Raw genomic sequence first — 22,363 nt, 5'->3', positions numbered from 1 at the left:
GCCTGCATGATACGCAACGCGTCATGAATCAGATGCCCACCAAAGCCGAGATCCTCCAATGGATCACCGAAAACCCCACTCTCGCCGCCAAGCGCGACATCGCCAAGGCGTTCGGCATCAAGGGGGCCGCACGGATTGACCTCAAGCGTATCCTCAAGGAACTTGAGGCCGAGGGCCATCTGGAAAAGCGCAAGAAAACCTACCGCGACCCGGACCGCCTGCCACCCGTCAGCGTGCTGCAAGTCATGGGCGCGACCCCCGACGGCGATCAATTGGCAAAGCCCTTGGAGTGGCACGGCGACGGCGCCGAGCCGGTCGTTCTGCTGATCCCCCGCGCGTCCGATCCCGCGCTGGGCGAGGGCGAGCGTATCCTTGCCAAGTTGCAAGCGGTCACCGGCGAGGCGCATCATTACGAGGCGCGGCTGATCCGGCGCATCGGCACCAACCCGTCCAAGGTGCTGGGCATCTACCGTAAGGGCACCGAAGGGGGCCGCATCCTGCCCATCGACAAGGGGCAGGGCACCGAATGGCAGGTCGAGGCCAGCGCCACGGGCGGCGCGCAGGACGGCGAACTGGTCGAGGCCGAGCAATCGGGGCCGAAGGGCCGCATGGGCTTGCCCCGCGCGCGCATCATCAACCGTCTGGGTGATCCATCGGCGCCGCGTGCGGTGTCGCTGATTGCCATTCACCAGCACGGCATCCCCGATGACTTCCCGGACGAGGTGATCGCCGAGGCCGACGCAATGAAGCCTGCCGGCCTAAAGGGCCGCGAGGATCTGCGCGATCTGCCGCTGGTCACGATCGACCCTGCCGACGCGCGCGACCATGACGACGCCTGCTATGCGCACAGCGATGACGATCCGAAAAACCCGGGCGGTCATGTCATCTGGGTCGCCATTGCGGATGTCGCCCATTACGTCACGCCCGGTTCGGCGTTGGACGGCGAGGCGCGCAAACGTGGCAATTCCAGCTATTTCCCCGACCGCGTCGTGCCGATGCTGCCGGACCGTTTGTCGGGCGATCTATGCTCGCTGCACGAAGGCGTGCCGCGTGCCTGTCTTGCCGTTCGGATGCGCGTCAACGAGTTCGGCGAAAAGATCGGGCAGACGTTTCATCGCGGCATCATGCGCTCGGGCGCGTCATTGAATTACCAAGAGGTGCAGGCGGCCATGGACGGCACGCCCAATGATAAATGCGCGCCGCTGATGGAGGAGGTGATCAAACCCCTCTACGCCGCCTACGAGACGTTGAAAATCGCGCGCAAGAACCGCCAGCCACTGGATCTGGACCTGCCCGAGCGCAAAGTTGCGCTTAGCGATGAGGGCAAGGTGCTGAGTGTCAATTTCACCGACCGGCTGGATGCGCACAAGCTGATCGAGGAATTCATGGTGCTGGCGAACGTTGCCGCCGCCGAAACGCTGGCGGCCAAAAAATCCCCGCTGCTCTACCGCGTCCACGAAGAGCCGCCCGAGGAAAAGCTGGATACATTGCGCGAGGTGGCCGAGGCGGCGGGTTTGGTGCTGGCCAAGGGGCAGGTGCTGAAAACGTCGCATATCAACGCGCTGCTGCACGGCGCGGCTGGCACTGATCACGCCGAACAGATCAACATGAGCACCCTGCGCGCCATGACGCAGGCCTATTATTCGCCTTCGAACTTCAGCCATTTCGGCCTCGCGCTGATGGCCTATGCGCATTTCACCTCGCCCATCCGACGCTATGCCGATCTGGTCGTACATCGCGCACTGATCTCGGCGCATGGCTGGGGTGATGATGGCCTCGGCCCCGGCGACGAGGATCGCCTAGAGGCGACGGCGCAGCATATTTCCGAGACCGAGCGCCGCTCCATGATGGCCGAGCGGGACACGAACGACCGCTATCTAGCGGCGTTCCTATCCGAACGCGTCGGCGAGGAATTTACCGGGCGCATCAGCGGCATCGCCAAGTTCGGCGCGTTTGTCCGGCTGGACGAAACGGGGGCCGATGGCCTCATCCCGATGCGGAATCTGGGGCATGAGTATTTCCATTTCGACGCGGATTCAGCCACGCTGATGGGGTCGGAATCAGGCCGTATCATCACACTGGGGCAGCGCGTGACGGTGAAGCTGGCAGAAGCCGCACCGGTCACGGGCGGCATAGCGCTGGAACTGATCAGCGTTGAGGGCAAGACCATGCCACAGGGCCGGGGCCGCGCCCGTGGTCAGCCACCCAAGCGCAAGCTGGGCTCGGCGAAAAAGAAGGCTGCCAAGACCAAGAAAAAGGTCGAGCGGACACGCCGCGACTAGGTCTGATACCAGAGTCAGGCCGGCCCGGTCACGCGGTTGACATGGCCCATCTTGCGGCCCGGTTTGACCTCGGCCTTGCCGTATATATGCAGTGCGCAGGCACCGTCGCGCGCCAGATCGGGCACACGGTCCATGTCGTCGCCAATGAGGTTTTCCATCACCACGTTCGAGTGCCGCTTGCCATCGCCCAGCGGCCATCCGGCGACGGCGCGGATGTGTTGCTCAAACTGATCGACGGTGCAGCCATTCTGTGTCCAGTGGCCGGAATTATGCACGCGCGGGGCGATCTCATTTACGATCAGGCCCTCGTCGGTGACGAACAACTCGACACCCATCACGCCGACGTAATCCAGCTTGTTCAGTATCTTGGCCGCCAGTAAGACGGCATCGCTGCGCTGTGCGGCGCTGAGGCGGGCCGGGATGGTCGTGGTGCGCAGGATGCCGTCCTTATGCACGTTCTCGCCGGGATCAAAGGCCGACACATCGCCGGCGGCATTGCGGGCGGCTATCACGGACACCTCATGGCTGAAATCGACAAAGCCTTCGTAGATCGCCGGAGCCTCGTTCATATCGCTCAACGCGCCTTCGGCCTCGTTTGGGTCCGTTATGCGCACCTGCCCCTTGCCGTCATAGCCAAAGCGGCGGGTTTTCAGGATTGCGGGCAGGCCGATTTCATTCATCGCTTGCGTGATGTCGACGCCGTCATCGACTGCGGCGAAAGGGGCGGTTTGCAGGCCCAGATCGTTCAGGAACGCCTTTTCCACCAGCCGGTCCTGACTGACGCGCAGTGCCGTACGGTCCGGATGGAGCGGGCGCAGTTTTTCGAGGATTTCCAGCGTCGAGGTCGGGATGTTCTCGAACTCGAATGTGATGACGTCGCAGGCATCTGCAAAGGTATGCAACGCATCTTCGTCGTCGTATGGCGCGGCAATGTGGCGATCCGCGACATGGGACGCGGGGCAGTCTGTGCCCGGCTCGAAAATGCAGGTTTTGAAGCCGAGGCGCGAGGCCGCGACTGATAGCATCCGGCCCAGTTGGCCGCCGCCGAGAATGCCGATGGTGGCACCGGTTTTAAGCGGCTCAGTCATTTGTCGGCTCCTCGGGGATTGAGGCGGACAGGGCCGCACGCCAGTCATCCAGACGCCCAGCCAGCGCCGCATCCCCATTGGCCAGGATCGCGGCGGCCATGAGGCCCGCATTGGCCGCACCAGCTGCGCCGATGGCCATGGTGGCGACCGGATAGCCTTTGGGCATCTGGACGATGGAATAGAGGCTGTCGAGGCCCGAAAGCGCCTTGGTCTGCACCGGCACGCCGATCACCGGCACGCGGGTCTTGGACGCCATCATGCCGGGTAGGTGCGCCGCACCGCCAGCGCCCGCAATGATCACCTTGAGGCCGCGCCCCGCCGCCTCGGTGCCATAAGACCACAGGCGATCCGGCGTGCGATGGGCCGAGACGATGCGCGTCTCGTAAGGCACGTTCAGCGCGTCCAGAATGTCTGCGGCTTCCTTCATCGTGGGCCAGTCCGACTGGCTGCCCATGATGATCCCGACCTCGATTTGCGGCATTGCGCGCCCCTCATTGTTTCAGGCGCGAACCATAGGCGCGCGCGCGCAGGGCGTCCACCACTCAGGCGGGGTAAATGCGCGCCTCAGGCGATGATGTCGGGCAGAAGCCGGTCTTCGATGTAGGCGATACGATCCTTGAGGCGCAGCTTTTGCTGCTTGAGCCGTTTGATGGTCAGCGGATCGCGCACGGTCCGCTCTTCCAGCGCCTCGATCGCCAGGTCCAGATCGCGATGCTCGCGGCGGAACTGTTCCAGCTCGACGCGCAGCACGTCGTCGGATTTCATCGCGAGTTCGCTATAGGCGTTCATGTGGGACTCTTTCCTGCCGCTGGACGGCTCGTATAGGATACGCCGGATTTGAGTATTGGCATAGCCCTTGCACCGCTGCTGGGGAAGACCCATATTCTGTTCAAGGCATCGTTGCCGCTAATGGGGCGGTGCCAATCTGACCAGTCGCTTGACGCAAGGACGTGGCACATGACGAAAATGACGCTGGGGGCGCACCCCTATATGCTGGGCTTTGACCAGCTGGAAAGGCTGCTGGAGCGCAGCGCGAAATCCGGTAACGAGGGCTATCCGCCTTTCAATATTGAGCAGACTTCAGACAACTCCTATCGCATTACGCTGGCCGTTGCAGGCTTTGGCGAGGGCGATTTGTCGGTCACGGTTGAGGATCGCCAACTGGTGATCCGGGGCCGCCAAGGTGCCGATATGGGCGAGCGGGTGTTCCTGCATCGCGGCATTGCGGCGCGGCAGTTTCAGCGCAGCTTTGTTTTGGCTGATGCGGTCGAGGTGGGCGCGGCGATCATGGAGAACGGGCTGCTGCATATCGACTTGACCCGCGCACCTGCCGAAACAGTTGTACAGACGATCCAGATAAACAAACGTGGCAAATAGCCGTCTTAAGGAGGCATGAGACATGGATACCGAATTCGAATTCCCGCACGAGGCTGGCCAACGCATCGCCTATGTCCGCTCAGTCGCGGTTGAGGATCTGCCCGAGGACGTGCAGAGCCAAGTGGGCGATCTGACGACACTTTATGCCGTCCACAGCGAAGAAGGCGAGCGTTTGGCGCTGGTTAGTAATCGCAAGATGGCCTTCGTTCTGGCGCGCCAGCACGATCTGGAGCCTGTAACGGTGCATTGATCCCGGCGAGGTGGTTCTGCCTGTGGCAGGCAGAGCATGAGTATTTGCGGAACGATGAAATATTGGGGCGCGCATGGGCTGGTTGCCGGTGCGCGCCCCGTCGCGTAAAGGGGGCGTGTTTCAAGGAGTGCGATCCATGTCCCAGCCTGCGCCCAAGGTGGCGGTTCTGCCCCATGACATGAAGCTGGGCGTGCGCCCCGGCGCGATCCCGCTCGACCGGCTGATCTGGCCGCTGGGCACGCCTGAGGGGATTGAGGGGCGCACGCTGGCCGATCTGGAGCCGCGCGATCATCTGATCGTTTTCCCGCGCAAGTCGCTGCATTGGCGGCCCGGTTTCGGCATTCGCGCGCGCGTTTCGATCATGGTGCTGGAACCAGAGGCGATCCATGGTGGCCAACTCAGGTCGCTGCGCCGCTCGCATGGTAGGTTCTACAAAGTGCTAAGCCATAACGCCGCGTTGCTGAGCGATATACCAAACGGTGCGTTTTTTCCCTTCGGCAGCACGTGGGTTCCCGGGTGGCGCGATCTGGATTGCACCAAGACGCGGATGATGTCGCTGATCGCGTCCGACAAACGCTCGCAAGAGGGGCACCGCCTGCGCCATTCAATCGCCGATTGGGCGCACAAGGCGCAGATGGATCTGGACGTAATGGGGCGCGGCTATAAGCCGTTCGCCGCCAAGGCGGACGGGCTGGCCTCTTACCGCTATTCCGTGGTGATCGAGAATGTGCGCGAGACGAATTACTTTACCGAAAAGCTGGTCGACGCCATTCTATGCGCAACTGTGCCGATCTATTGGGGTTGCCCGAATATCGGCGATTTCTTTGATACGTCGGGCATGATCATATGCAAGAGCGAGGAAGAGCTGCGCGCGGCGATGCAAGGAGCCTCGGCAGAGGATTACGAGGCGCGCGCGCCCGCGCTGTTGGCGATGCAGGATACGGCCGCAGATTTTGGCGATCTTTACGCCCGCGCGGCGCGGACGGTTCTGCAGACGCAATAAGGGCCGCGGCATGATGCGCGGCCCTGTGTCAATTTAGCCTGCGATCAGCCCCATCTGTTCCAGTTTCAGCACGACCTGATGGGCGCAGTTGTCGACGTCGACGTTTTCGGTCTCGACGCGTAGTTCGGGGGTTTCGGGAATGTCGTAGGGGTCCGAGATGCCGGTGAACTCCTTGATCTTGCCCGCGCGCGCCAGTTTGTAGAGGCCCTTGCGGTCGCGGCGCTCGCATTCCTCGATGCTGGTGGCGACGTGGACCTCAATGAACGCGCCGAACTCTTCGACGTCCTCGCGCACCGCGCGCCGCGTGGTGGCATAGGGCGCGATCGGGGCGCAGATGGCGATGCCGCCGTTCTTGGTGATTTCACTGGCGACATAGCCGATGCGGCGAATGTTCAGATCGCGGTGCTCCTTGCTGAATCCCAGCTCGGAGGAGAGATTCTTGCGCACGATATCGCCGTCCAGCAGCGTCACGGGGCGCCCGCCCATTTCCATCAGCTTGACCATCAGCGCGTTGGCGATGGTGGATTTGCCCGACCCGGAATAGCCGGTGAAAAACACGGTGAATCCCTGATTGGCCCGTGGCGGGCGGGTGCGGCGCAGCTCCTTGACCACTTCGGGAAAGCTGAACCATTCCGGGATCTCGAGGCCCTCTTGCAGACGGCGGCGCAGCTCGGTCCCGGAGATGTTCAGGATCGTGACGTCGTCCTTGTCCTCGATCTCGTCCATCGGCTCGTATTGGGCGCGCTCCTGCACATAGACCATGTGTTTGAAGTCCAGCATTTCGACGCCGATCTCGTCCTGATACTTGCGGAACAGGTCCTGCGCATCGTAGGGGCCGTAGAAATCCTCGCCGGCCGAATTCTTGCCGGGGCCGGCGTGATCGCGCCCGACGATGAAATGCGTGCAGCCGTGATTGGCCCGGATCAGCCCGTGCCAGACCGCCTCGCGCGGGCCGCCCATGCGCATGGCCAGGTTGAGCAGGCTCATCGTGGTGGTCGAACTTGGGTATTTGTCCAGCACCGCCTCGTAGCAGCGCACGCGGGTAAAGTGATCGACATCGCCCGGCTTTGTCATGCCGACGACAGGGTGGATCAGCAGGTTGGCCTGCGCCTCCTTGGCGGCGCGGAACGTCAGTTCCTGATGCGCGCGGTGCAGCGGGTTGCGCGTCTGAAAGGCCACGATCTTGCGCCAGCCCAGCTTGCGAAAGTAGGCGCGCAGTTCGTTCGGGGTGTCGCGGCGACCGCGGAAATCATAATGCACCGGCTGCTGGATGCCGGTGACGGGACCGCCGAGATAGACCGCGCCGGCGGTGTTATGCAGGTAGTTGACGGCCGGATGGGCGCTGTCATCGGCGCCAAAGACCTTGGCCGCCTCGTTGGATTTGTCCGGGCTCCAGCGGTCGGTGACGGTCATGGTGGCGAGGATCACGCCCTCCTGATCGCGCAGGGCGATATCCTGCCCCAGTTCCAGCGCGTCGGCGAATGTGTCGCCCACGTCCAGCGTGATCGGCATCGGCCAGAGCGCGCCGCTGCTCAGGCGCATCTCCTCGACGACGCCATCGTAATCCGCCTCGCTCATGAACCCCTTGAGCGGGTTGAAGCCGCCATTCATCAGCAGCTCCAGATCGCAGATCTGGCGTGGCGTCAGATCATGGCTGACCAGATCGGCCGCCTCGACCTTCAGCTTCTGAGCCGACTCGTGGCTGACATAAAGTTCCGGGATCGGCGTGAGGTTCGTGAGAGGGAGCATGAAATCACTTTCGGGGTTGCGGGGCGGATTGTCGTCGGGGGGGGGTCTACATGACGGACCCATCGCGCGCGCAATAGCGTGCGCAAAGGGCGATTGTCCAGTGACCTCCACGTATATCGCGACGAAAAGGCCTGTTTTCCGCCATGTGGCGTGCAAAGGAGGCCGCCGCGCGGTGCTTGGCCGCGGGGCGCCTACGCATCGGACGGGTTGCGGTGGGCACCGATGCCCGGAGTGATGCGGACGATTTTACATCAATCCTACGCTTATCCCAGAAAGCCCCAGCCGTCGGGGTGAAAGCCATGGGGCAAGGCCAGCGTTGTCGCCGTTTCTTCGCCCAGCCAAATGGCCATTGCGGTCACAGGCTGATCTGGCAGACAGGTCGCCAGATAGAGCGAGCCATCCTCGTCCTCGACCCGCGCGCAGTCAAAGCCTGCCTCGCTCAGCGCAGCCTCGGCAGCGTCCCAGTCGGCGGCAGCGCCCGCGATAAACGCATAGTCGATATCGGCCACGTCCGGCAGGTCCACGCCCTCGGCGATTTCGGCGAAGGTGGCGTAGGTCGCGGCCCGCTGGGCGGCAAAATCATGCGCCATAAGCGGGGGCCGCATTCACGGCATCCTCATTCTCGGCCATGCCATGCTCGGCCAGCCAACGCTCGGCCTCGAGCGCGGCCATGCAGCCCATTCCGGCGCTGGTGACGGCTTGGCGATACTTGTAATCGGTCAGATCGCCAGCGGCAAAAACGCCGGGAATCGACGTCTCGGTACTGTCTGGTTTGGTCACGACATAGCCGCCCATATGGGTTTCCAGCACGTCCTTGACCAGCTCGTTCGCGGGGGCATGGCCGATGGCGATGAACACGCCCTTGGCAGGGATATCGGTGATCTCGCCGGTCTTGGTATGCTTGACCTTGACGCCTTCGACACCCAGCGGGTTGTCGGTGCCATAGACCTCGTCCAGTTCGTGGAACCAGAGGGGGTGGATCTTGGGGTTCTTTTCCAGCCGGTCGATCAGAATTCGCTCGGCGCGCAGCTCATCCCGGCGGTGGACCAGCGTGACCTTGGAGGCGAAATTGGTCAGGAACAGCGCCTCTTCGACCGCTGTGTTGCCGCCGCCGACGACGACGATCTCCTGCCCGCGATAGAAAAATCCGTCGCAGGTGGCGCAGGCCGAAACGCCGAAGCCTTTGAACTTTTCCTCGCTGGGCAGGCCCAGCCATTTGGCGCGCGCGCCTGTGCACAGGATGATGGCATCGGCTACGTATTCGGTGCCGCTATCGGATTGGCAGACATAGGGACGCTTGGAAAAATCAATGCTGCTGATGATGTCGCCGATGACTTCGCAGCCCATCGCCTTGGCGTGGGACTCCATGCGCAGCATTAGGTCGGGGCCCTGCACCTCGGTGTCGCCGGGCCAGTTCTCGACCTCGGTTGTGGTGGTCAGCTGGCCGCCAGGCTCAATTCCCTGCACCAGCACCGGCTCCAGCATGGCGCGGCTGGCATAGACGGCGGCGGTATATCCCGCCGGGCCTGAGCCGATGATCAGAACCTTGGTCTTTTTCGTGCTGGCCATGTGCGTCGCCTTTCGTTGTGCTGAAATCTGCGCCTGATATAGACGCGGCAGGAGGGCGGCGAAACCCCCTGGCAAAGCGGGGTTGCATTTGCGTGGCTTGCCAAGTTATTGCGCAATGATCTTGCGTTGCGGCGAAAGATTGTTGCGCTGCACGGCGCGGCTAGTATAACAATCGCGAAATTTCCCCATGAGCAGAGGTATTATGGCCACGACCCGTCTGGACCCAATCGACCGCAAGATCCTGGCCGAGCTTCAGGCCGATGGCCGTATGACCAACGTCGAACTGGCCAAGCGCGTCGGCATCTCGGCGCCGCCCTGCCTGCGCCGCGTGCGCACGCTGGAGGAGGCCGGATTTATTCGTGGCTATCATGCCGACGTTGACGCGCGCGAGCTGGGCTTTGAGGTGCAGGTGTTCGCCAATGTCGGACTGCAAAGCCAGGCCGAGGCAGATCTGAGCGCGTTCGAGGCGCGCTGCGCCGAATGGCCGCTGGTGCGCGAGTGCCATATGCTGAACGGCGAGGTCGATTTTATCCTGAAATGCGTGGCACCGGACCTCAGCACATTCCAGCGCTTCCTGACCGAAGAACTGACAGCCGCCAGCAACGTGGCCAGCGTCAAGACGGCTCTGGTCATTCGCAGGTCCAAGGATCAGCCCGGCGTGCCCTTCGATGTGCTGGAAGCGCGGCTGGCGCGCGACACCTGAGGCGCGATATATGAGTCACGATACCTAAGACGGAATCCGCTCAGGAGACTGCCCGTCCGTCTCTTGCAAGTGGCGCGCGCGGATGCGCGAGGCTGCCGAAATCGGCAGGGCGCATGATATGCGGAAACATCTCGATGAATTGCCAAAGATGTTGATAGTTCAGGTTGTTTTCAAAGCCGGGGCCGGGGTGATACGTCTCGAACGCGAGGCCTGCGGCGGTGATCGTCGCATGGCGGCGCAGCGCGAGGTGATAGAGATGCACAGTGCCCGGCGGGCTGAGCGCGATAACATGCGTGCCGTCGATCATGTCATGGACTGGTCGCAATACCTGATCCGAGTGGGCCCCGCCGGGCTGGGTTGCGCTGCGCTGCGCAATGCGCGCGCCGGGACCGGTCATCACATCGGTCAGCGGTCTGCCCATACCCAGCGCGCCCGTCATGATGCGAGTCAGCCGCGCGGTGCCGGATGAGGGGTTAGGCATGTTTTCGCATTGGCGCATCGCCATGCTGCCGATCCACAGCACCGGCGATGGGCCACACTCGTTCGTCGCGACCTTCATACCGGGTGTCAGATCTTCGATCGCGACGGGTCCGTCTGTGGTGCTGATCAGCGTGCCGCGCGCAAAGGCGCTGAATGCTGCGTCAAAAATGGGATGGACCGGGATCGTGTGGCGAACCTCGGCAATGCTGCCATCGTTGCGCAGATGTGCTACATTGCAGACCCTCGTGTCTGCGCCCGCATCGCCCCGCTGGCGCGCCTGCGCCGCGCTGCTGGCGTTGGCGCGCAGAGCGGTGGCGAGGCCGAGAGCGGACGGGGTATAGACCATGTTTTGGCTTTCTCGCTTAATCCTATGGGGCGCGGCCTTGGGCGGTGCGGCTGAAATCAGGAGGTGTGCAACATGCGCTGGCACGGCTGAACAAGGCTGCTGCGCGCGGCGATCCCCTTGCGCTGACCGCGCTGAAAGGGCGACTGCGGCATGTCGCCAGCGGCGGTCTTGAGGGCGGATGTCATCCAGCGTTTCTGCGGTTTGCTCTGGCTGCTCATGTGATGTCTCCCTGACATGCCCGCATGACGGGTCCGTTTGTGTTTATGAGCGACCAACCTGACAGTGATTTGCGGCCATGTTTGGGCCAGTGCATGACATTTGCGGCCAAGCCCGGGAAAATTCGTGAACTTCTGATGACCCACTTCAAGGGGCGATTCTTAACTAAAAATTAGCGATCTGCGGAGGGTGGCGTCGATCTGGCGCTACGATCTGCGCGCCAATCTGGGCAAAGCTGTGGCGCGTGCGCCTTTGGCCTATCCTATGCGCGCACCGCTTTAGAGGCGGATGGTGGCGATCAGACGACCGTAATCGACCTCGCCCCGGTGCGTTGTGCGCCGGTACGAGTAAAAGCGGTCCGGGTCGCCATAGGTGCAATGGCCTGTCCATTCGGCGTGCCCGACTCCTGCGCGGTGCAGACACTCCAGCCCGAAGGCAGGCAGGTCGAACTGCATCCGCCCCTCGGCGCCGGGCGCAAAGAAACGCGCATGGTCAGCATCCTTGGCAACGAAGGCGCTCATGAAGTCGGCGCTGACCTCATAGGCGGTCTGACTGATCGAGGGGCCGATCACGGCCGAAATATCATTGCGCGCTGCGCCAAGGGTCACCATTGCGTCGACCGTCGCCTCCAGCACGCCGTCCAGTGCGCCACGCCATCCGGCATGAGCCGCGCCGACGATGCCCGCCCGCGCATCCGCGAACAGGACAGGTTGGCAATCGGCGGTCAGGATCGCCAGCGCGATACCGGGCGTCGCTGTCACCATCGCATCGGCGCGGGGCCGTTCGGTCAAGGGGGCCTCCAGCGTCACGACGCTGGCCGAGTGGACCTGATGCACGCTTTGCAGGTGATCTGGCGCGACATCCATCGCATCCGCCACACGGGCGCGGTTTATGGCGACGGCTTCCCGCTGGTCGGTCGACCCCTGACCGCAATTCAGCCCGGTGAATACACCCGAAGACGCGCCACCGCGGCGCGTAAAGAACCCGTGGCGCAGGGGGGCAAGGCTGTCTGCGGTCAGGATTTCGAGGGTCATGGCGCTGATTTCATCCCAACAATCCGGGTGGCGGTGCGGCACCCTCGGGGTAAAGGCCCATCACCTTGAATAGCGTCCCCATTTCCGACGGGTGGGTCAAGCGACGATGTGCCGCGAGATGGGCCTGCTGCGCCCCCCCGGTGAGCGCATCGGCCAATTTCTGCGCACGCTGCGCGATGCCCAAACGCTCTAGAAACACGCCCTGAGCTGTCAGGCGGGTGTGGCGCGCCGGGGCAGCGGCCAGTGCCAGCGCCTCGAAATCGACATGGGCCGTCAGATCAGCGCCACCGGGGTCAGCGAATGGATCGGCGGTTGCATGCGCGCGCAGTGCCTGAAACGTATCACCCAGCGCGCGCCAGTCGCCGTAATCCACGATCAGCGCCGCGCCACCCCGCGTCGCGATCTGCGTGCCAACATGGGCGGCGATGCGTGTCGCCGCCGGGCTGAATTCGACGATATCTCCCTCAGCCGTGTCGTCCAGGCGCTGCGCCAGCATGGGCAGCGGGGTCGGCGCGCTAAGCGCGGGGATCAGGCGATCGCCATCGCGCGTGACCATCCGCTCGCGCCAGCTATCGCCGCTGCGCTGAGCCTGCCGGATGGGCAGCGCGTCAAAGAACTCATTGGCGACCAGAAACAGCGGCAGGTCGGGTAGATCTTCAGTCGCGCTGTGCCATTGAGGCGCATGGCCTTTCAGCGTTTTCGCCTGCACCTGCCGCAGCGTTGGCGACGTTTCGACCAGATGCAGCTGCATCGCTGCGTGAAATCCTGGCACGCCGCGTGTCGCGCGCAGGATGTCGGCCATCAGCGTGCCGCGCCCCGGTCCCAGTTCGGCCAGCGCAAATGGCGCAGGTGCGCCCTGATCCAGCCATGCCTGAGCCAGCGACAGACCCAAAAGCTCGCCGAACATCTGACTGATTTCGGGCGCGGTAGTAAAATCGCCCGCGGCACCAAATGGATCGCGCGTGGCGTAATAGCCGTGCTTGGGATGCATCAGGCTGAGCGCCATGTAATCGGCCAGCGTCATTGGTCCATCCGCATCGATCTGCGCGAGTATCAGGCGCGCAAGCGGGGTCATCGCGCCTTGGGGATAATCAACAGCAAGAGGATCCCGAAGCCGATCATCGGCAGTGACAGAAGCTGCCCCATGCTAAGGCCATAGCCGCCGCCCAGCTCCAGCGCATGGCCCAGCGGGTTGCCCAGTGTCATGAACTGCGCATCGGCCTGACGCGCAAATTCCACGATGAACCGCGCGAGGCCATAACCGATAAAGAAGCATCCCGAAATCCAGCCGGGCCGTTTCAGTGCGCCGCGCCGGTAGGCCAGCCAGAGCAGGACCGCGCCCAGCACCAGCCCCTCTAGCAGCGCCTCGTATAGCTGCGAGGGATGGCGTGCACAAAGGCCAATCACGTCGGGGCAATCCTGCGCGGCTGCCCCTGGAAAGATCACGCCCCAAGGCAGATCGGTGGGCCTGCCCCACAGCTCGGCGTTGATGAAATTGGCGAGACGTCCCAGCAACAGCCCGACAGGCGCGGCCATGCTGAGAAGATCTCCGACCGACAACATCCGCAAACCATGGCGGAGCGAATAAAGGACACAGGCGATCAGAACGCCCAGCATCCCGCCATGGAACGACATGCCGCCTTGCCAAACCTTCAGGATCTGCGCCGGGTGCGCCAGATAATGTCCCGGCTGATAGAACAGCACAAAACCCAGCCGCCCGCCCAGAATGATGCCAAGAATCGCCCAGAACAGCAGGTCCTCGACCTGCTTGGCCGTCATCGCGGGCGTGCCGTCCTGCCACAGGCGGGGCCGGCGCACAGCGCCCAGCACGATCCGCCAGCCAACGATAATGCCTGCGATATAGGCCAGCGCATACCAGCGCAGCGCGAACTCCATCCCAAAGATCGGGATCGTGAACAACTCGGGCGAGATGTCGGGAAAGGGAATGACAGCTATCATGGCGCAGACATGGCCGCGCATGAGGGGGGAAGTCAACGGGGGGCACGCATCTTGTGATCAGGCTGCGCCCGCACCATATTGTGTGCGATACGCGGCCATGCCGCATAGTTAATGAACCGTGGCCATGCCGCGATGCAATAGGAGTGTAATATGCAGACCCGCAACAAGGTGATGGACGACATCTCGCAACTGATGACCAACGCGATGGGCGTGGCCCAAGGCGCGCGCCAAGAGGCCGAGACAGCAATGTCGTCGATGATCGACCGCTGGCTGGCCGACCGCGATTTCGTCACGCGTGAGGAATTCGATGCCGTGCGCGCCATGGCCCAGAAGGCCCGCGAAGAGAACGAGGCGCTTAAGGCGCGGCTTGACGCGCTGGAAACTGGCGCAGCGGACCGCCGCTAAGCTCCGCGCGCAGGGACGCTCAGATTACGCAGGGCCAGTTTGCCGCCCTCCAGATAAGCCCATGATGCCTAGCGGGTGGTTAGGCGTGGCTGCAGTCCAGCAGGCATGGCGCATCCCAACCGGGGTGCGATGGAGCAGTGCAGATTCTGCGGCCACCAACCCTGCAAGGCAAACAAAACACTCCTCAAGGCGATGGCTGCGGCACGCGCTATTTCGTCATGCATCGCCAGCGGATGGACCGCATTTTCGACGTTTGGTCCAGTTTAAGCGCCCCAGCCGCACTGCCGAGCGGACGTTAGATTTCGACGATCATGCCCATGGCGGTGACGATTTCGCTCAGATTTGAGATCAGCATGTCGCGCATTCTGCTGACGTGAGTCCCAGCTTGCGCGCATAGCCATGCAGCCCGCGACGGGGCAATTCCCTCTCCAGCGATATCGCGAAGCGTCTGTATGTCAAATAATGCCGCGCATTGATTAGGACGCGGACAAACCCCATTGACTAGTCGCTCAAAGTTTTACACGCTGTAAAAAATACCGCAATTTCCGTGCGTTACAAGTATAGATTGTGTTATTTCCAGGGGGTTCTCTCATGAAGTGTGCCACGCAAGGCGTCACAACGATCATTTGCGGTCCGGCTGCTATGTCGATCCGCCCGGCTGTCCAAGGCCCGGGCATGCCAGTCGCCACATGAGCGCGCAGGCGGCAGAGCACGTGCGCGCGGTGCAGGATCAACTGGCCCGGCTGCGTGAGTTGCGCCAGATTACCCGCGATGCCCCCGATAATCAGCGCCGCGACGCCGCGATCATCGCTTACAGTCGAACGCTGGACAGTTTGATCGAGGATCTGATCGCGCTGGACGATATGGGCGTGCTGACCGCCTGCCAGCAACGGCTGAGTGCGCTTTAACAGCGCGACCCGCGCGTTTATAGCGCCCCAGACCCGCGATCTTGCGCAATTGTGCAGTCTATCCACAACTTATTGCGGGTATCCCCAATAAATAGCTTTACTGGCGCGCCTACGTGCCGCACTATATTTGGTAAGGGCATGGGGGCGAACCCCATCCCGTAGAGCAGTCATCCAGTGCTTGGGGGCGATAGATCCCCGTCGCAGGATAAAACCCAAAGGTGGCGCAATGGCCCTGTCCGAGCAGTTCCTGTCCGAAGACCTTCATCCTATCGACATCGTCGAAAGTCTGGCCGAGCATAACGACTGGCAGTTCGACCGCGTCGGCGATGACCAGATCGCCATGGCCGTCGAGGGCCAGTGGCGCACCTATTCGATCACCCTCGCATGGTCCGCCTATGACGAGACGTTGCGCATGGTCTGCACCTTCGAGATGGAGCCGCCGCGCGACAAGTTGCCAGCCCTCTTTGAGGCGCTGAACGAGGTCAACGACCAATGCTGGTCCGGGGCCTTTACCTATTGGCGCGAGCAAAAGTTGATGGTTTATCGCTATGGCCTGCTGATGTCCGGTGGGCAGGGCGCATCGCCTGAACAGATCGACACATTGATCACCGCTGCCGTGCTGAACTGCGAGCGGTTTTATCCTGCCTTTCAGCTGGTTGTCTGGGGGGATCGTACCCCGCGCGATGCGATGCAGGTTGCCATTGCAGAGGCCTATGGCCGCGCGTAACCTCGCCCCCTGAATTTGGCAGCAAGGGACAAGGAAGGCACTTTATGGATATGAATTTCGTGGCCGAAAAGGGCCTTGTGCTGCTGGGTTGTGGCAAGATGGGCGGCGCGATGCTGCAAGGCTGGCTGTCAGGCGGCCTGCCGCCATCGTCGGTCTGGGTCATCGACCCGAAGCCATCGGATTGGCTAAAAAATACCGGCGTGACGATCAACAGCGATCTGCCTGCCGCACCCGGCATCGTGCTGATCGCGGTCAAACCTCAGATGATGGGCGAGGCGCTGCCTGCCCTGCGCGAAATGGGCAATGGCACGACGCTGTTCGTGTCGGTCGCGGCTGGAACGCCGATTTCCGCATTTGAGGATGCGCTGGGCAGCCATAGCCCGATTATCCGCGCCATGCCCAACACTCCCGCCGCCGTGGGGCGGGGCATTACGTCTATCATCGGCAATGCCCACGCCAGCAGTGGCCAGATGGATCTGGCCGAGACTCTGCTAAAGGCCGTGGGGCAGGTTGTCCGGCTGGACAACGAGGATCAGATGGATGCCGTTACAGGCGTCTCTGGCTCTGGCCCGGCCTATGTCTTTCACATGATCGAATGCATGGCCAAGGCGGGTGAGGCCGAGGGGCTGCCCCCCAAACTGGCGATGCAACTGGCGCAGGCCACCGTTGCAGGCGCAGGTGCGCTGGCCGAAGCGGCAGATGAGACGCCCGCAGAGCTGCGCGTCAACGTGACCAGCCCCAATGGCACGACGCAGGCAGGGCTGGAAGTGCTGATGGACGAGGCCAATGGCCTGCCGGACCTCATACGCCGCACCGTCGGTGCTGCTGCAAACCGCTCAAGGGAGCTGCGTAATGGCTGATATCAGTTTCGACGATTTCATAGCGGTCGACATTCGCGTTGGCCGCGTCACGCGCGCCGAACCGTTTCCAGAGGCGCGCAAGCCTGCGATCAAGATGTGGATCGATTTCGGCGACGAGATCGGCGAACGCAAGACATCGGCGCAGGTCACTGCGCATTATACACCCGAAACGCTGATGAATCGCATGGTTATGGGCGTCGTGAATTTTCCACCCCGCCAGATCGGCCCCTTCATGTCCGAAGTGCTGGTGCTGGGCGTGCCCGACAAGGAGGGCGAGATCGTGCTTATGACCCCGGACCAAGACGTGCCTGTCGGAGGGCGGATGCATTGACCCGTATTTTCATTACCCGCCCGTTGCCCGCCAGCGTGATCGCCGCCGCCGAGGCAACGTTCGACGTCGAGGTGCGAGAGAGCACCCTGCCCATGAAACCCGCCGAGATGCGCGCGGCGCTGGCGCTATATGACGGCGTGCTGCCGACGCTGCGCGACAATTTCGACGTCGAGATTTTCGGCGACGGCAAGCATCGCTGCAAACTGCTGGCGAATTTCGGTGTCGGCTATAACCACATCGACGTGGCCGCCGCGCGCGCCTGCGGGATCACCGTGACCAACACGCCCGGCGCCGTCACCGACGCAACCGCCGATATCGCCATGACCCTCATGCTGATGAGCGCGCGCCGCGCGGGCGAGGGCGAGCGATTGGTGCGTTCAGGCAACTGGGAGGGATGGCACCCGACCCAGATGCTGGGCCTGCATCTGGGCGGCAAGACGGTGGGCATCATAGGTATGGGCCGCATCGGGCAGGCTATCGCGCGGCGGTGCCATCATGGCTTTGGCATGGATGTGATCTATCAGAACCGCTCGGAAAAAGATCTGGATTTCCCGGCCAAGCGGATGGCGGATATCGCTGCCCTTGCTGCGCGCGCCGATGTGGTTGTCACGGCGGTGCCGGGCGGCGCGGACACGCATCACCTGATCGACGCTGAGGTGTTCAATGCCATGCAGCCACACGCCCATTTCATCAACATCTCGCGCGGCGACGTGGTCGACGAGGCCGCGCTGATCGATGCACTGAGCAGCGGCACTATCGCGGGTGCGGGCCTTGACGTCTATGAGCAGGAGCCAAACGTGCCCGAGGCGCTGATCGCGCTGGAAAATGCGGTGTTGTTGCCTCACTTGGGCACGGCCGCGCTGGAGGTGCGCGAGGCGATGGGGATGCTCGCGGTCGAGAACCTCAAGGCGTTCTTTGACGGGGGCGCGCCGCCCAACACAGTAAATTGAGGCGCGCGCGATGAGCCATGCCGCCATCACCGGGACTGGTGTTTTCACGCCGCCGCATGTCATCACCAATGACGAACTGGTGGCGGCGTTCAACGCCTATGCGGACCTCTACAATGCCGAAAACGCGGATGCCATCGCGGCGGGCGACACGGGCGCCAAGGCGCATTCCAGCAGCGCGTTCATCGTCAACGCTTCGGGTATCCAGCAGCGCTATGTGATGGAGAAGGCCGGTATTCTGGATCCTCAGGTGATGCACCCTTTGCTGGAACCGCGCACCGATGATCAGCCCAGCCTGATGGCTGAAATGGCACTGGATGCCTGTCAAAAGGCGTTAATGCAGGCCGGACGCGCGCCCGGTGATGTCGATCTGATCATCTGCGCCGCCTCCAATCACGAGAGGGCATATCCCGCCATCGCCGTGGAAATTCAGCAGCTGCTGGACGCGCATGGCTTTGCGTTTGACATGAACGTTGCCTGCTCATCCGCCACTTTCGGGATGCAAGCGGCGGCGGATATGATCCGCGCGGGATCGGCCCGCTGTGCCATCGTGGTTAACCCCGAGATATGCAGCGCGCATCTGGAATGGCGTGACCGCGACTGCCACTTCATTTTTGGTGATGTCTGCACCGCTGCGGTGCTGGAACCTGAGGACGCCGCAAAAGGCGCGCATTTCCGCATTCTGTCGACGCGATGTGCCACGCAGTTTTCGAACAACATCCGCAACAATGACGGCTTTTTGCGCCGCGCTCACGGCCAGATGCAGGACCGGCGCGACATGCAGTTCATGCAGGAGGGCCGCCGCGTGTTTAAGGAGGTGCTGCCGCTGGTCGCAGGTCATATCGCGGACCACCTAGCGGCGGAAAACACCCCGGCGGACAGTCTCAAGCGTCTTTGGCTGCACCAGGCAAACAAGGCGATGAATGATTTCATCGGACGCAAAGTGATGGGCCGCACGCCGACGCCCCAAGAGCAACCGAATATCTTGCAGGACTACGCCAACACGTCGTCCGCAGGCTCGATAATCGCGTTCGCGCAGAACAGCGACGATATGATTCCGGGCGAGCGCGGCCTAATCTGCTCGTTCGGGGCGGGCTACTCGGTGGGCTCGGTTTTGGTCGAGCGGGCCTGATCGCCATTCTTGGCGCGTTCATTCGTTTTCTGCCATTTGCGCAGGTTGCGCGCGACCAAAGTTGCACTGGGATAGGCGATGGAAATCGCCAGAATTATGCTTACCGCGATCGCCCAGAACGATGTGTATCCCATCACCGCACAGACGGCGATCAATGCGCCCGCCACTGCGGCGGCGCTGAGCCAGGTCAGAAATAGGGCAAGGCGGTCCATGAGTGGGCCTTTCACGATTGCTGCGCATTTAATGAGTAACGCTTTGGCGGGGCCATCGTTCCGCGCATCGCTCAGTCCCGTCGCGCGCCGCCCCTCAATTGTGTCGGGGCGGCGCCATATCGCACACGCATGGCGCGTGCGAGGGCGGCGGGGGAATCATATCCGCAGCGCACGGCGATTTCCGCGATGGCCAGCGATGTGCTGTCCAGCAGCTTGCGTGCCTCAGAGAGGCGGATATGCCGATAGACAGTGCCGGGCGGCGCGCCCAGCGAGCGGCGGAAGTGGCGATCCAGCGTGCGCGGCTGGCAATGCAACCGCCGCGCGATGGCGCCCAGCGGCAAGGGGCGCTCGACATGCGCGCGCATCTGCTCAAGCGCGCGGCGCACCAGCGCATCAGGCTCGGACGGCGCGGCGGCTGTGTCGCTGCCATGCATGAACTGGTTCTCGACATCAAGGCGCGCGGCCATGCCCGCGTGATGGGCGATCAGATCCATCATCAGATCCAGCGCACTCATCGCGCCCGCGCAGGTGATGACCGGCCCGTCGCGGATGACGCGCGCGCGCTCGGTCTCCACATCGAGGAAACGCTCGGCGAAGGCATCCTGCAAATCCCAGTGCAGCGTCGCGCGTCGCCCCGCCAGCAAACCCGCCGACGCCATCAGCCACGGGCCAGTGTCCATCCCTACCAACGTCCCCGCCTTTTTTGCCGCACCGCGCAGGGCCGTTCGCATGCGCGGCGTGTCGTGGCGGGTGTGATCGTAACTGGCGAGGATAAATAGATAATCACAGGGCGCGAGCCGCCCCAGTTCGTCATGCGGCAACACCCGCATCCCGCTTGAGCTGTGCACTGCCTCGCCCGTCTGCGTCACGATCTGCCAATCAAAGAGGTCCGCCCGGCTGACAGTATTTGCCGCGCGCAAAGGCTCGAGGCAGTTGGCAAGGCACAGGTTCGAAAACCTGTCATAAAGCAGGAACGCGAAGGTGATCGGCGTCCTCTGCGGTTTTGTCCATCTCTGCATCATTCCTGTCCGATACTGCACTATCGACCTACAGGCCAGCGCTACGATGTGCCGTGACTGACAGCATATCCCCGAAAGGACGCCTTCCCATGCCCCTGACCATGAACCGCGATGTATTTATCACCTGCGCCGTGACCGGTGGTGGCGGCACGCAGGACCGCAGCCCGCACGTGCCGCGCAGCCCTGAGCAGATAGCCGACAGCGCCATCGCGGCGGCGCAGGCCGGCGCCGCCATCGTCCACTGCCACGTGCGAGATCCCGAAACCGGCAAGCCCAGCCGCGATCTGAAGCTATACCGTGAGCTGACCGACCGTATCCGTGCGTCCGATACCGACGTCGTGCTGAACCTGACGGCGGGCATGGGCGGCGACATGATATTCGGAGACCCCGAGAACCCCTTGCCCCTGAACGAGGACGCATCGGACATGGTCGGCGCCAGCGAACGCGTGGCGCATGTGCTGGAATGCCAGCCCGAGATCTGCACGCTCGATTGCGGCACGATGAACTTTGCCGAGGCCGATTATGTGATGACCAACACGCCCGGCATGTTGACCGCGATGGGCCGCATGATGACCGAAGCAGGCGCCAAGCCCGAGATCGAGGCGTTCGACACCGGCCACCTCTGGTATGCCAAGCAGCTGGTCAAGGATGGCGTGCTGGAAAAGGACGCGCTGGTGCAGCTATGCATGGGTGTGCCATGGGGCGCGCCGAATGACTTGAATACCTTTATGGCGATGGTGAATAATGTGCCGGACGACTGGAACTGGTCGGCGTTCTCGCTGGGCCGCGATCAGATGCCGTTTGTTGCAGCTAGCGTTCTGGCAGGCGGTAACGTGCGCGTCGGGCTGGAAGACAACCTGATGCTGGATCGTGGCGTTCTGGCCGAGAACCACCAGTTGGTCACCCGTGCCCGCGAGATCATCGAGCGCCTGGGCGCCAAGATCATGACTCCCGCAGACGTGCGCGACAAGCTGCGCCTGACCAAGCGCGCGCCGAAGTGAGCCAGCGCGCTCTCATCACGGGCGGTGCCTCGGGCATCGGCCTCGGCCTTGCGCGGCGGTTCGCGGCGCAGGGCGACCGCGTGGCGCTGTGCGATGCGGACGGGGATGCGGTGGAGCGCGTCGCGGCAGAGATGCCGGATGCGATATGTATGAAGGCCGACGTCACTGATGCGGGTCAGATGGACGCCTTTCTAAGCCAAGTGGAGGATAGCTGGGGCGGCGTCGACGTGGTCTGCGCCAACGCGGGCACCGGCGGCCCCGCAGGCCGGATCGAGGATCTGAACTACGACGCGTGGCAGGCGTGCCTCGCGGTTAACCTGAACGGCGCATTCCTGACCTGCCGCTGGGCCGCGCGGATCATGCGGGCGCAGAAATCGGGCTGCATCGTCATCACCTCGTCCACCTCCGGTCAATGGGGCCACCCTTACCGCTCGCCCTATGCGGCGGCAAAATGGGGCCTCGTTGGCTTGACCAAAACGCTGGCGATGGAGCTGGGTCCAGTGGGCGTGCGCGTCAACGCCATCTGCCCCGGCGCGGTTGAGGGCGACCGCATGGACCGGGTGGTCGCGATGGAAGCGAAAGCTTCGAACCGGCCCGAACAGGACGTGCGCGACCAATATGTGCGCGGCGTGTCGATGCGCACTTGGGTCACGGTCGACGACCTGGCCGACACGGTGCTGTTCCTCGCCTCACCCGCCGCGTCCAAAATCTCGGGCCAAATCATCGCGATCGACGGCCACACCGAAACCAACGCGCCCTAGCGCA

General features: G+C 63.0%; 27 protein-coding genes. 14 read left to right on the top strand and 13 right to left on the bottom strand.

Going from position 1 to position 22,363, the window contains the following annotated elements; translation table 11 throughout:
- The first annotated feature begins 23 nt into the window (after positions 1-23).
- Positions 24-2,282 carry a ribonuclease R gene (rnr, locus tag U3654_RS12415; RefSeq protein WP_324751864.1) on the top strand — a complete coding sequence of 753 codons (2,259 nt, stop codon included), beginning with the start codon at positions 24-26 and terminating at the stop codon, positions 2,280-2,282.
- A gap of 14 nt (positions 2,283-2,296) precedes the next feature.
- Here rnr and U3654_RS12410 read toward each other — a convergent pair whose 3' ends face one another.
- The 3 genes from U3654_RS12410 to U3654_RS12400 all read right to left on the bottom strand — a co-directional run bounded on the left by U3654_RS12410 (position 2,297) and on the right by U3654_RS12400 (position 4,159).
- Positions 2,297-3,370 carry a 5-(carboxyamino)imidazole ribonucleotide synthase gene (locus U3654_RS12410; protein ID WP_324751863.1) on the bottom strand — a complete coding sequence of 358 codons (1,074 nt, stop codon included), beginning with the start codon at positions 3,368-3,370 and terminating at the stop codon, positions 2,297-2,299.
- Positions 3,363-3,851, bottom strand: a complete 489-nt coding sequence (gene purE, locus U3654_RS12405) for a 5-(carboxyamino)imidazole ribonucleotide mutase (protein ID WP_324751862.1) — start codon at positions 3,849-3,851, stop codon at positions 3,363-3,365. The genes U3654_RS12410 and purE overlap by 8 nt, the downstream gene beginning before the upstream one ends.
- 83 nt (positions 3,852-3,934) lie before the next feature.
- Positions 3,935-4,159: a YdcH family protein gene (locus U3654_RS12400; RefSeq protein WP_324751861.1), complete on the bottom strand. Its 225-nt coding sequence runs from the start codon at positions 4,157-4,159 to the stop codon at positions 3,935-3,937.
- A 168-nt stretch (positions 4,160-4,327) separates the two neighbouring features.
- Here U3654_RS12400 and U3654_RS12395 point away from each other — a divergent pair, with 168 nt between their 5' ends.
- The 3 genes from U3654_RS12395 (at position 4,328) to U3654_RS12385 (ending at position 6,000) form a co-directional block, all read left to right on the top strand.
- Entirely contained in the window at positions 4,328-4,747 is a 420-nt protein-coding gene (locus U3654_RS12395) for an Hsp20 family protein (RefSeq protein ID WP_324751860.1), read from the top strand.
- A gap of 22 nt (positions 4,748-4,769) precedes the next feature.
- The gene (locus U3654_RS12390) at positions 4,770-4,997 is read left to right on the top strand and encodes a DUF1150 family protein (protein ID WP_324751859.1); all 228 of its coding nucleotides are present in this window, start codon (positions 4,770-4,772) and stop codon (positions 4,995-4,997) included.
- 136 nt (positions 4,998-5,133) lie between these two features.
- Positions 5,134-6,000, top strand: coding sequence for a glycosyltransferase family 10 domain-containing protein (locus U3654_RS12385; protein WP_324751858.1), 867 nt, complete (start codon positions 5,134-5,136; stop codon positions 5,998-6,000).
- Positions 6,001-6,033: 33 nt separating this feature from the next.
- Here the strand turns inward: U3654_RS12385 and U3654_RS12380 are convergent, their stop codons facing one another.
- The 3 genes from U3654_RS12380 to trxB form a co-directional block, all read right to left on the bottom strand.
- Positions 6,034-7,749, bottom strand: coding sequence for a bifunctional sulfate adenylyltransferase/adenylylsulfate kinase (locus tag U3654_RS12380; protein WP_324751857.1), 1,716 nt, complete (start codon positions 7,747-7,749; stop codon positions 6,034-6,036).
- A 263-nt stretch (positions 7,750-8,012) separates the two neighbouring features.
- Positions 8,013-8,354, bottom strand: a complete 342-nt coding sequence (locus tag U3654_RS12375; RefSeq protein ID WP_324751856.1) for a ribonuclease E inhibitor RraB — start codon at positions 8,352-8,354, stop codon at positions 8,013-8,015.
- Entirely contained in the window at positions 8,329-9,318 is a 990-nt protein-coding gene (gene trxB, locus U3654_RS12370; RefSeq protein WP_324751855.1) for a thioredoxin-disulfide reductase, read from the bottom strand. Before trxB ends, U3654_RS12375 begins: the two co-directional genes overlap by 26 nt.
- Positions 9,319-9,520: 202 nt before the next feature.
- Between trxB and U3654_RS12365 the strand changes: the two genes are divergently transcribed.
- Positions 9,521-10,021, top strand: a complete 501-nt coding sequence (locus U3654_RS12365) for an Lrp/AsnC family transcriptional regulator (RefSeq protein ID WP_324755280.1) — start codon at positions 9,521-9,523, stop codon at positions 10,019-10,021.
- Positions 10,022-10,061: 40 nt separating this feature from the next.
- On the opposite strand, the gene U3654_RS12360 is transcribed toward U3654_RS12365, so the two are convergent.
- The 5 genes from U3654_RS12360 to lgt all read right to left on the bottom strand — a co-directional run bounded on the left by U3654_RS12360 (position 10,062) and on the right by lgt (position 14,056).
- Positions 10,062-10,847, bottom strand: coding sequence for a Hint domain-containing protein (locus U3654_RS12360; protein ID WP_324751854.1), 786 nt, complete (start codon positions 10,845-10,847; stop codon positions 10,062-10,064).
- A 56-nt stretch (positions 10,848-10,903) separates the two neighbouring features.
- Positions 10,904-11,065 (bottom strand): hypothetical protein, encoded by a 162-nt coding sequence (locus U3654_RS12355; RefSeq protein WP_324751853.1) that lies wholly within the window; start codon positions 11,063-11,065, stop codon positions 10,904-10,906.
- Between the two features lie 276 nt (positions 11,066-11,341).
- Positions 11,342-12,097, bottom strand: a complete 756-nt coding sequence (gene pgeF, locus U3654_RS12350; protein ID WP_324751852.1) for a peptidoglycan editing factor PgeF — start codon at positions 12,095-12,097, stop codon at positions 11,342-11,344.
- Between the two features lie 10 nt (positions 12,098-12,107).
- Entirely contained in the window at positions 12,108-13,172 is a 1,065-nt protein-coding gene (locus U3654_RS12345; RefSeq protein ID WP_324751851.1) for a class I SAM-dependent methyltransferase, read from the bottom strand.
- A complete protein-coding gene (lgt, locus tag U3654_RS12340; protein WP_324751850.1) occupies positions 13,169-14,056 on the bottom strand; it encodes a prolipoprotein diacylglyceryl transferase in 888 nt (295 codons plus the stop codon). The genes U3654_RS12345 and lgt overlap by 4 nt, the downstream gene beginning before the upstream one ends.
- Positions 14,057-14,206: 150 nt before the next feature.
- Here lgt and U3654_RS12335 point away from each other — a divergent pair, with 150 nt between their 5' ends.
- The 7 genes from U3654_RS12335 to U3654_RS12305 all read left to right on the top strand — a co-directional run bounded on the left by U3654_RS12335 (position 14,207) and on the right by U3654_RS12305 (position 19,366).
- Complete coding sequence (locus U3654_RS12335; protein WP_324751849.1) at positions 14,207-14,461, top strand: accessory factor UbiK family protein; 255 nt, start codon at positions 14,207-14,209, stop codon at positions 14,459-14,461.
- Positions 14,462-15,150: 689 nt separating this feature from the next.
- The gene (locus tag U3654_RS12330; RefSeq protein WP_324751848.1) at positions 15,151-15,369 is read left to right on the top strand and encodes a hypothetical protein; all 219 of its coding nucleotides are present in this window, start codon (positions 15,151-15,153) and stop codon (positions 15,367-15,369) included.
- Positions 15,370-15,595: 226 nt separating this feature from the next.
- A complete protein-coding gene (locus tag U3654_RS12325; protein ID WP_324751847.1) occupies positions 15,596-16,096 on the top strand; it encodes a YbjN domain-containing protein in 501 nt (166 codons plus the stop codon).
- Positions 16,097-16,140: 44 nt separating this feature from the next.
- Positions 16,141-16,956 (top strand): pyrroline-5-carboxylate reductase, encoded by an 816-nt coding sequence (gene proC, locus U3654_RS12320; protein WP_324751846.1) that lies wholly within the window; start codon positions 16,141-16,143, stop codon positions 16,954-16,956.
- A complete protein-coding gene (locus U3654_RS12315) occupies positions 16,949-17,287 on the top strand; it encodes a tRNA-binding protein (protein ID WP_324751845.1) in 339 nt (112 codons plus the stop codon). The genes proC and U3654_RS12315 overlap by 8 nt, the downstream gene beginning before the upstream one ends.
- The gene (locus U3654_RS12310; protein ID WP_324751844.1) at positions 17,284-18,237 is read left to right on the top strand and encodes a D-glycerate dehydrogenase; all 954 of its coding nucleotides are present in this window, start codon (positions 17,284-17,286) and stop codon (positions 18,235-18,237) included. Before U3654_RS12315 ends, U3654_RS12310 begins: the two co-directional genes overlap by 4 nt.
- A 10-nt stretch (positions 18,238-18,247) precedes the next feature.
- The gene (locus tag U3654_RS12305) at positions 18,248-19,366 is read left to right on the top strand and encodes a beta-ketoacyl-ACP synthase III (protein WP_324751843.1); all 1,119 of its coding nucleotides are present in this window, start codon (positions 18,248-18,250) and stop codon (positions 19,364-19,366) included.
- On the opposite strand, the gene U3654_RS12300 is transcribed toward U3654_RS12305, so the two are convergent.
- Together U3654_RS12300 and U3654_RS12295 are read right to left on the bottom strand one after the other, a co-directional pair.
- The gene (locus tag U3654_RS12300) at positions 19,330-19,578 is read right to left on the bottom strand and encodes a hypothetical protein (protein WP_324751842.1); all 249 of its coding nucleotides are present in this window, start codon (positions 19,576-19,578) and stop codon (positions 19,330-19,332) included. The two genes, U3654_RS12305 and U3654_RS12300, sit on opposite strands and share 37 nt — an antisense overlap.
- Positions 19,579-19,649: 71 nt before the next feature.
- Positions 19,650-20,600 carry a GlxA family transcriptional regulator gene (locus U3654_RS12295; RefSeq protein WP_324751841.1) on the bottom strand — a complete coding sequence of 317 codons (951 nt, stop codon included), beginning with the start codon at positions 20,598-20,600 and terminating at the stop codon, positions 19,650-19,652.
- A gap of 86 nt (positions 20,601-20,686) precedes the next feature.
- On the opposite strand from U3654_RS12295, the gene U3654_RS12290 reads away from it, so the two are divergent.
- Together U3654_RS12290 and U3654_RS12285 are read left to right on the top strand one after the other, a co-directional pair.
- Positions 20,687-21,598: a 3-keto-5-aminohexanoate cleavage protein gene (locus U3654_RS12290; RefSeq protein ID WP_324751840.1), complete on the top strand. Its 912-nt coding sequence runs from the start codon at positions 20,687-20,689 to the stop codon at positions 21,596-21,598.
- Positions 21,595-22,359: an SDR family oxidoreductase gene (locus U3654_RS12285; protein WP_324751839.1), complete on the top strand. Its 765-nt coding sequence runs from the start codon at positions 21,595-21,597 to the stop codon at positions 22,357-22,359. Before U3654_RS12290 ends, U3654_RS12285 begins: the two co-directional genes overlap by 4 nt.
- The last annotated feature ends 4 nt before the right edge of the window (positions 22,360-22,363 follow it).

The sequence above is a fragment of the Roseovarius sp. Pro17 genome (genome assembly GCF_035599575.1).
Lineage (GTDB): Bacteria > Pseudomonadota > Alphaproteobacteria > Rhodobacterales > Rhodobacteraceae > Roseovarius.
This window is presented reverse-complemented; position numbering and strand designations above follow the sequence as displayed.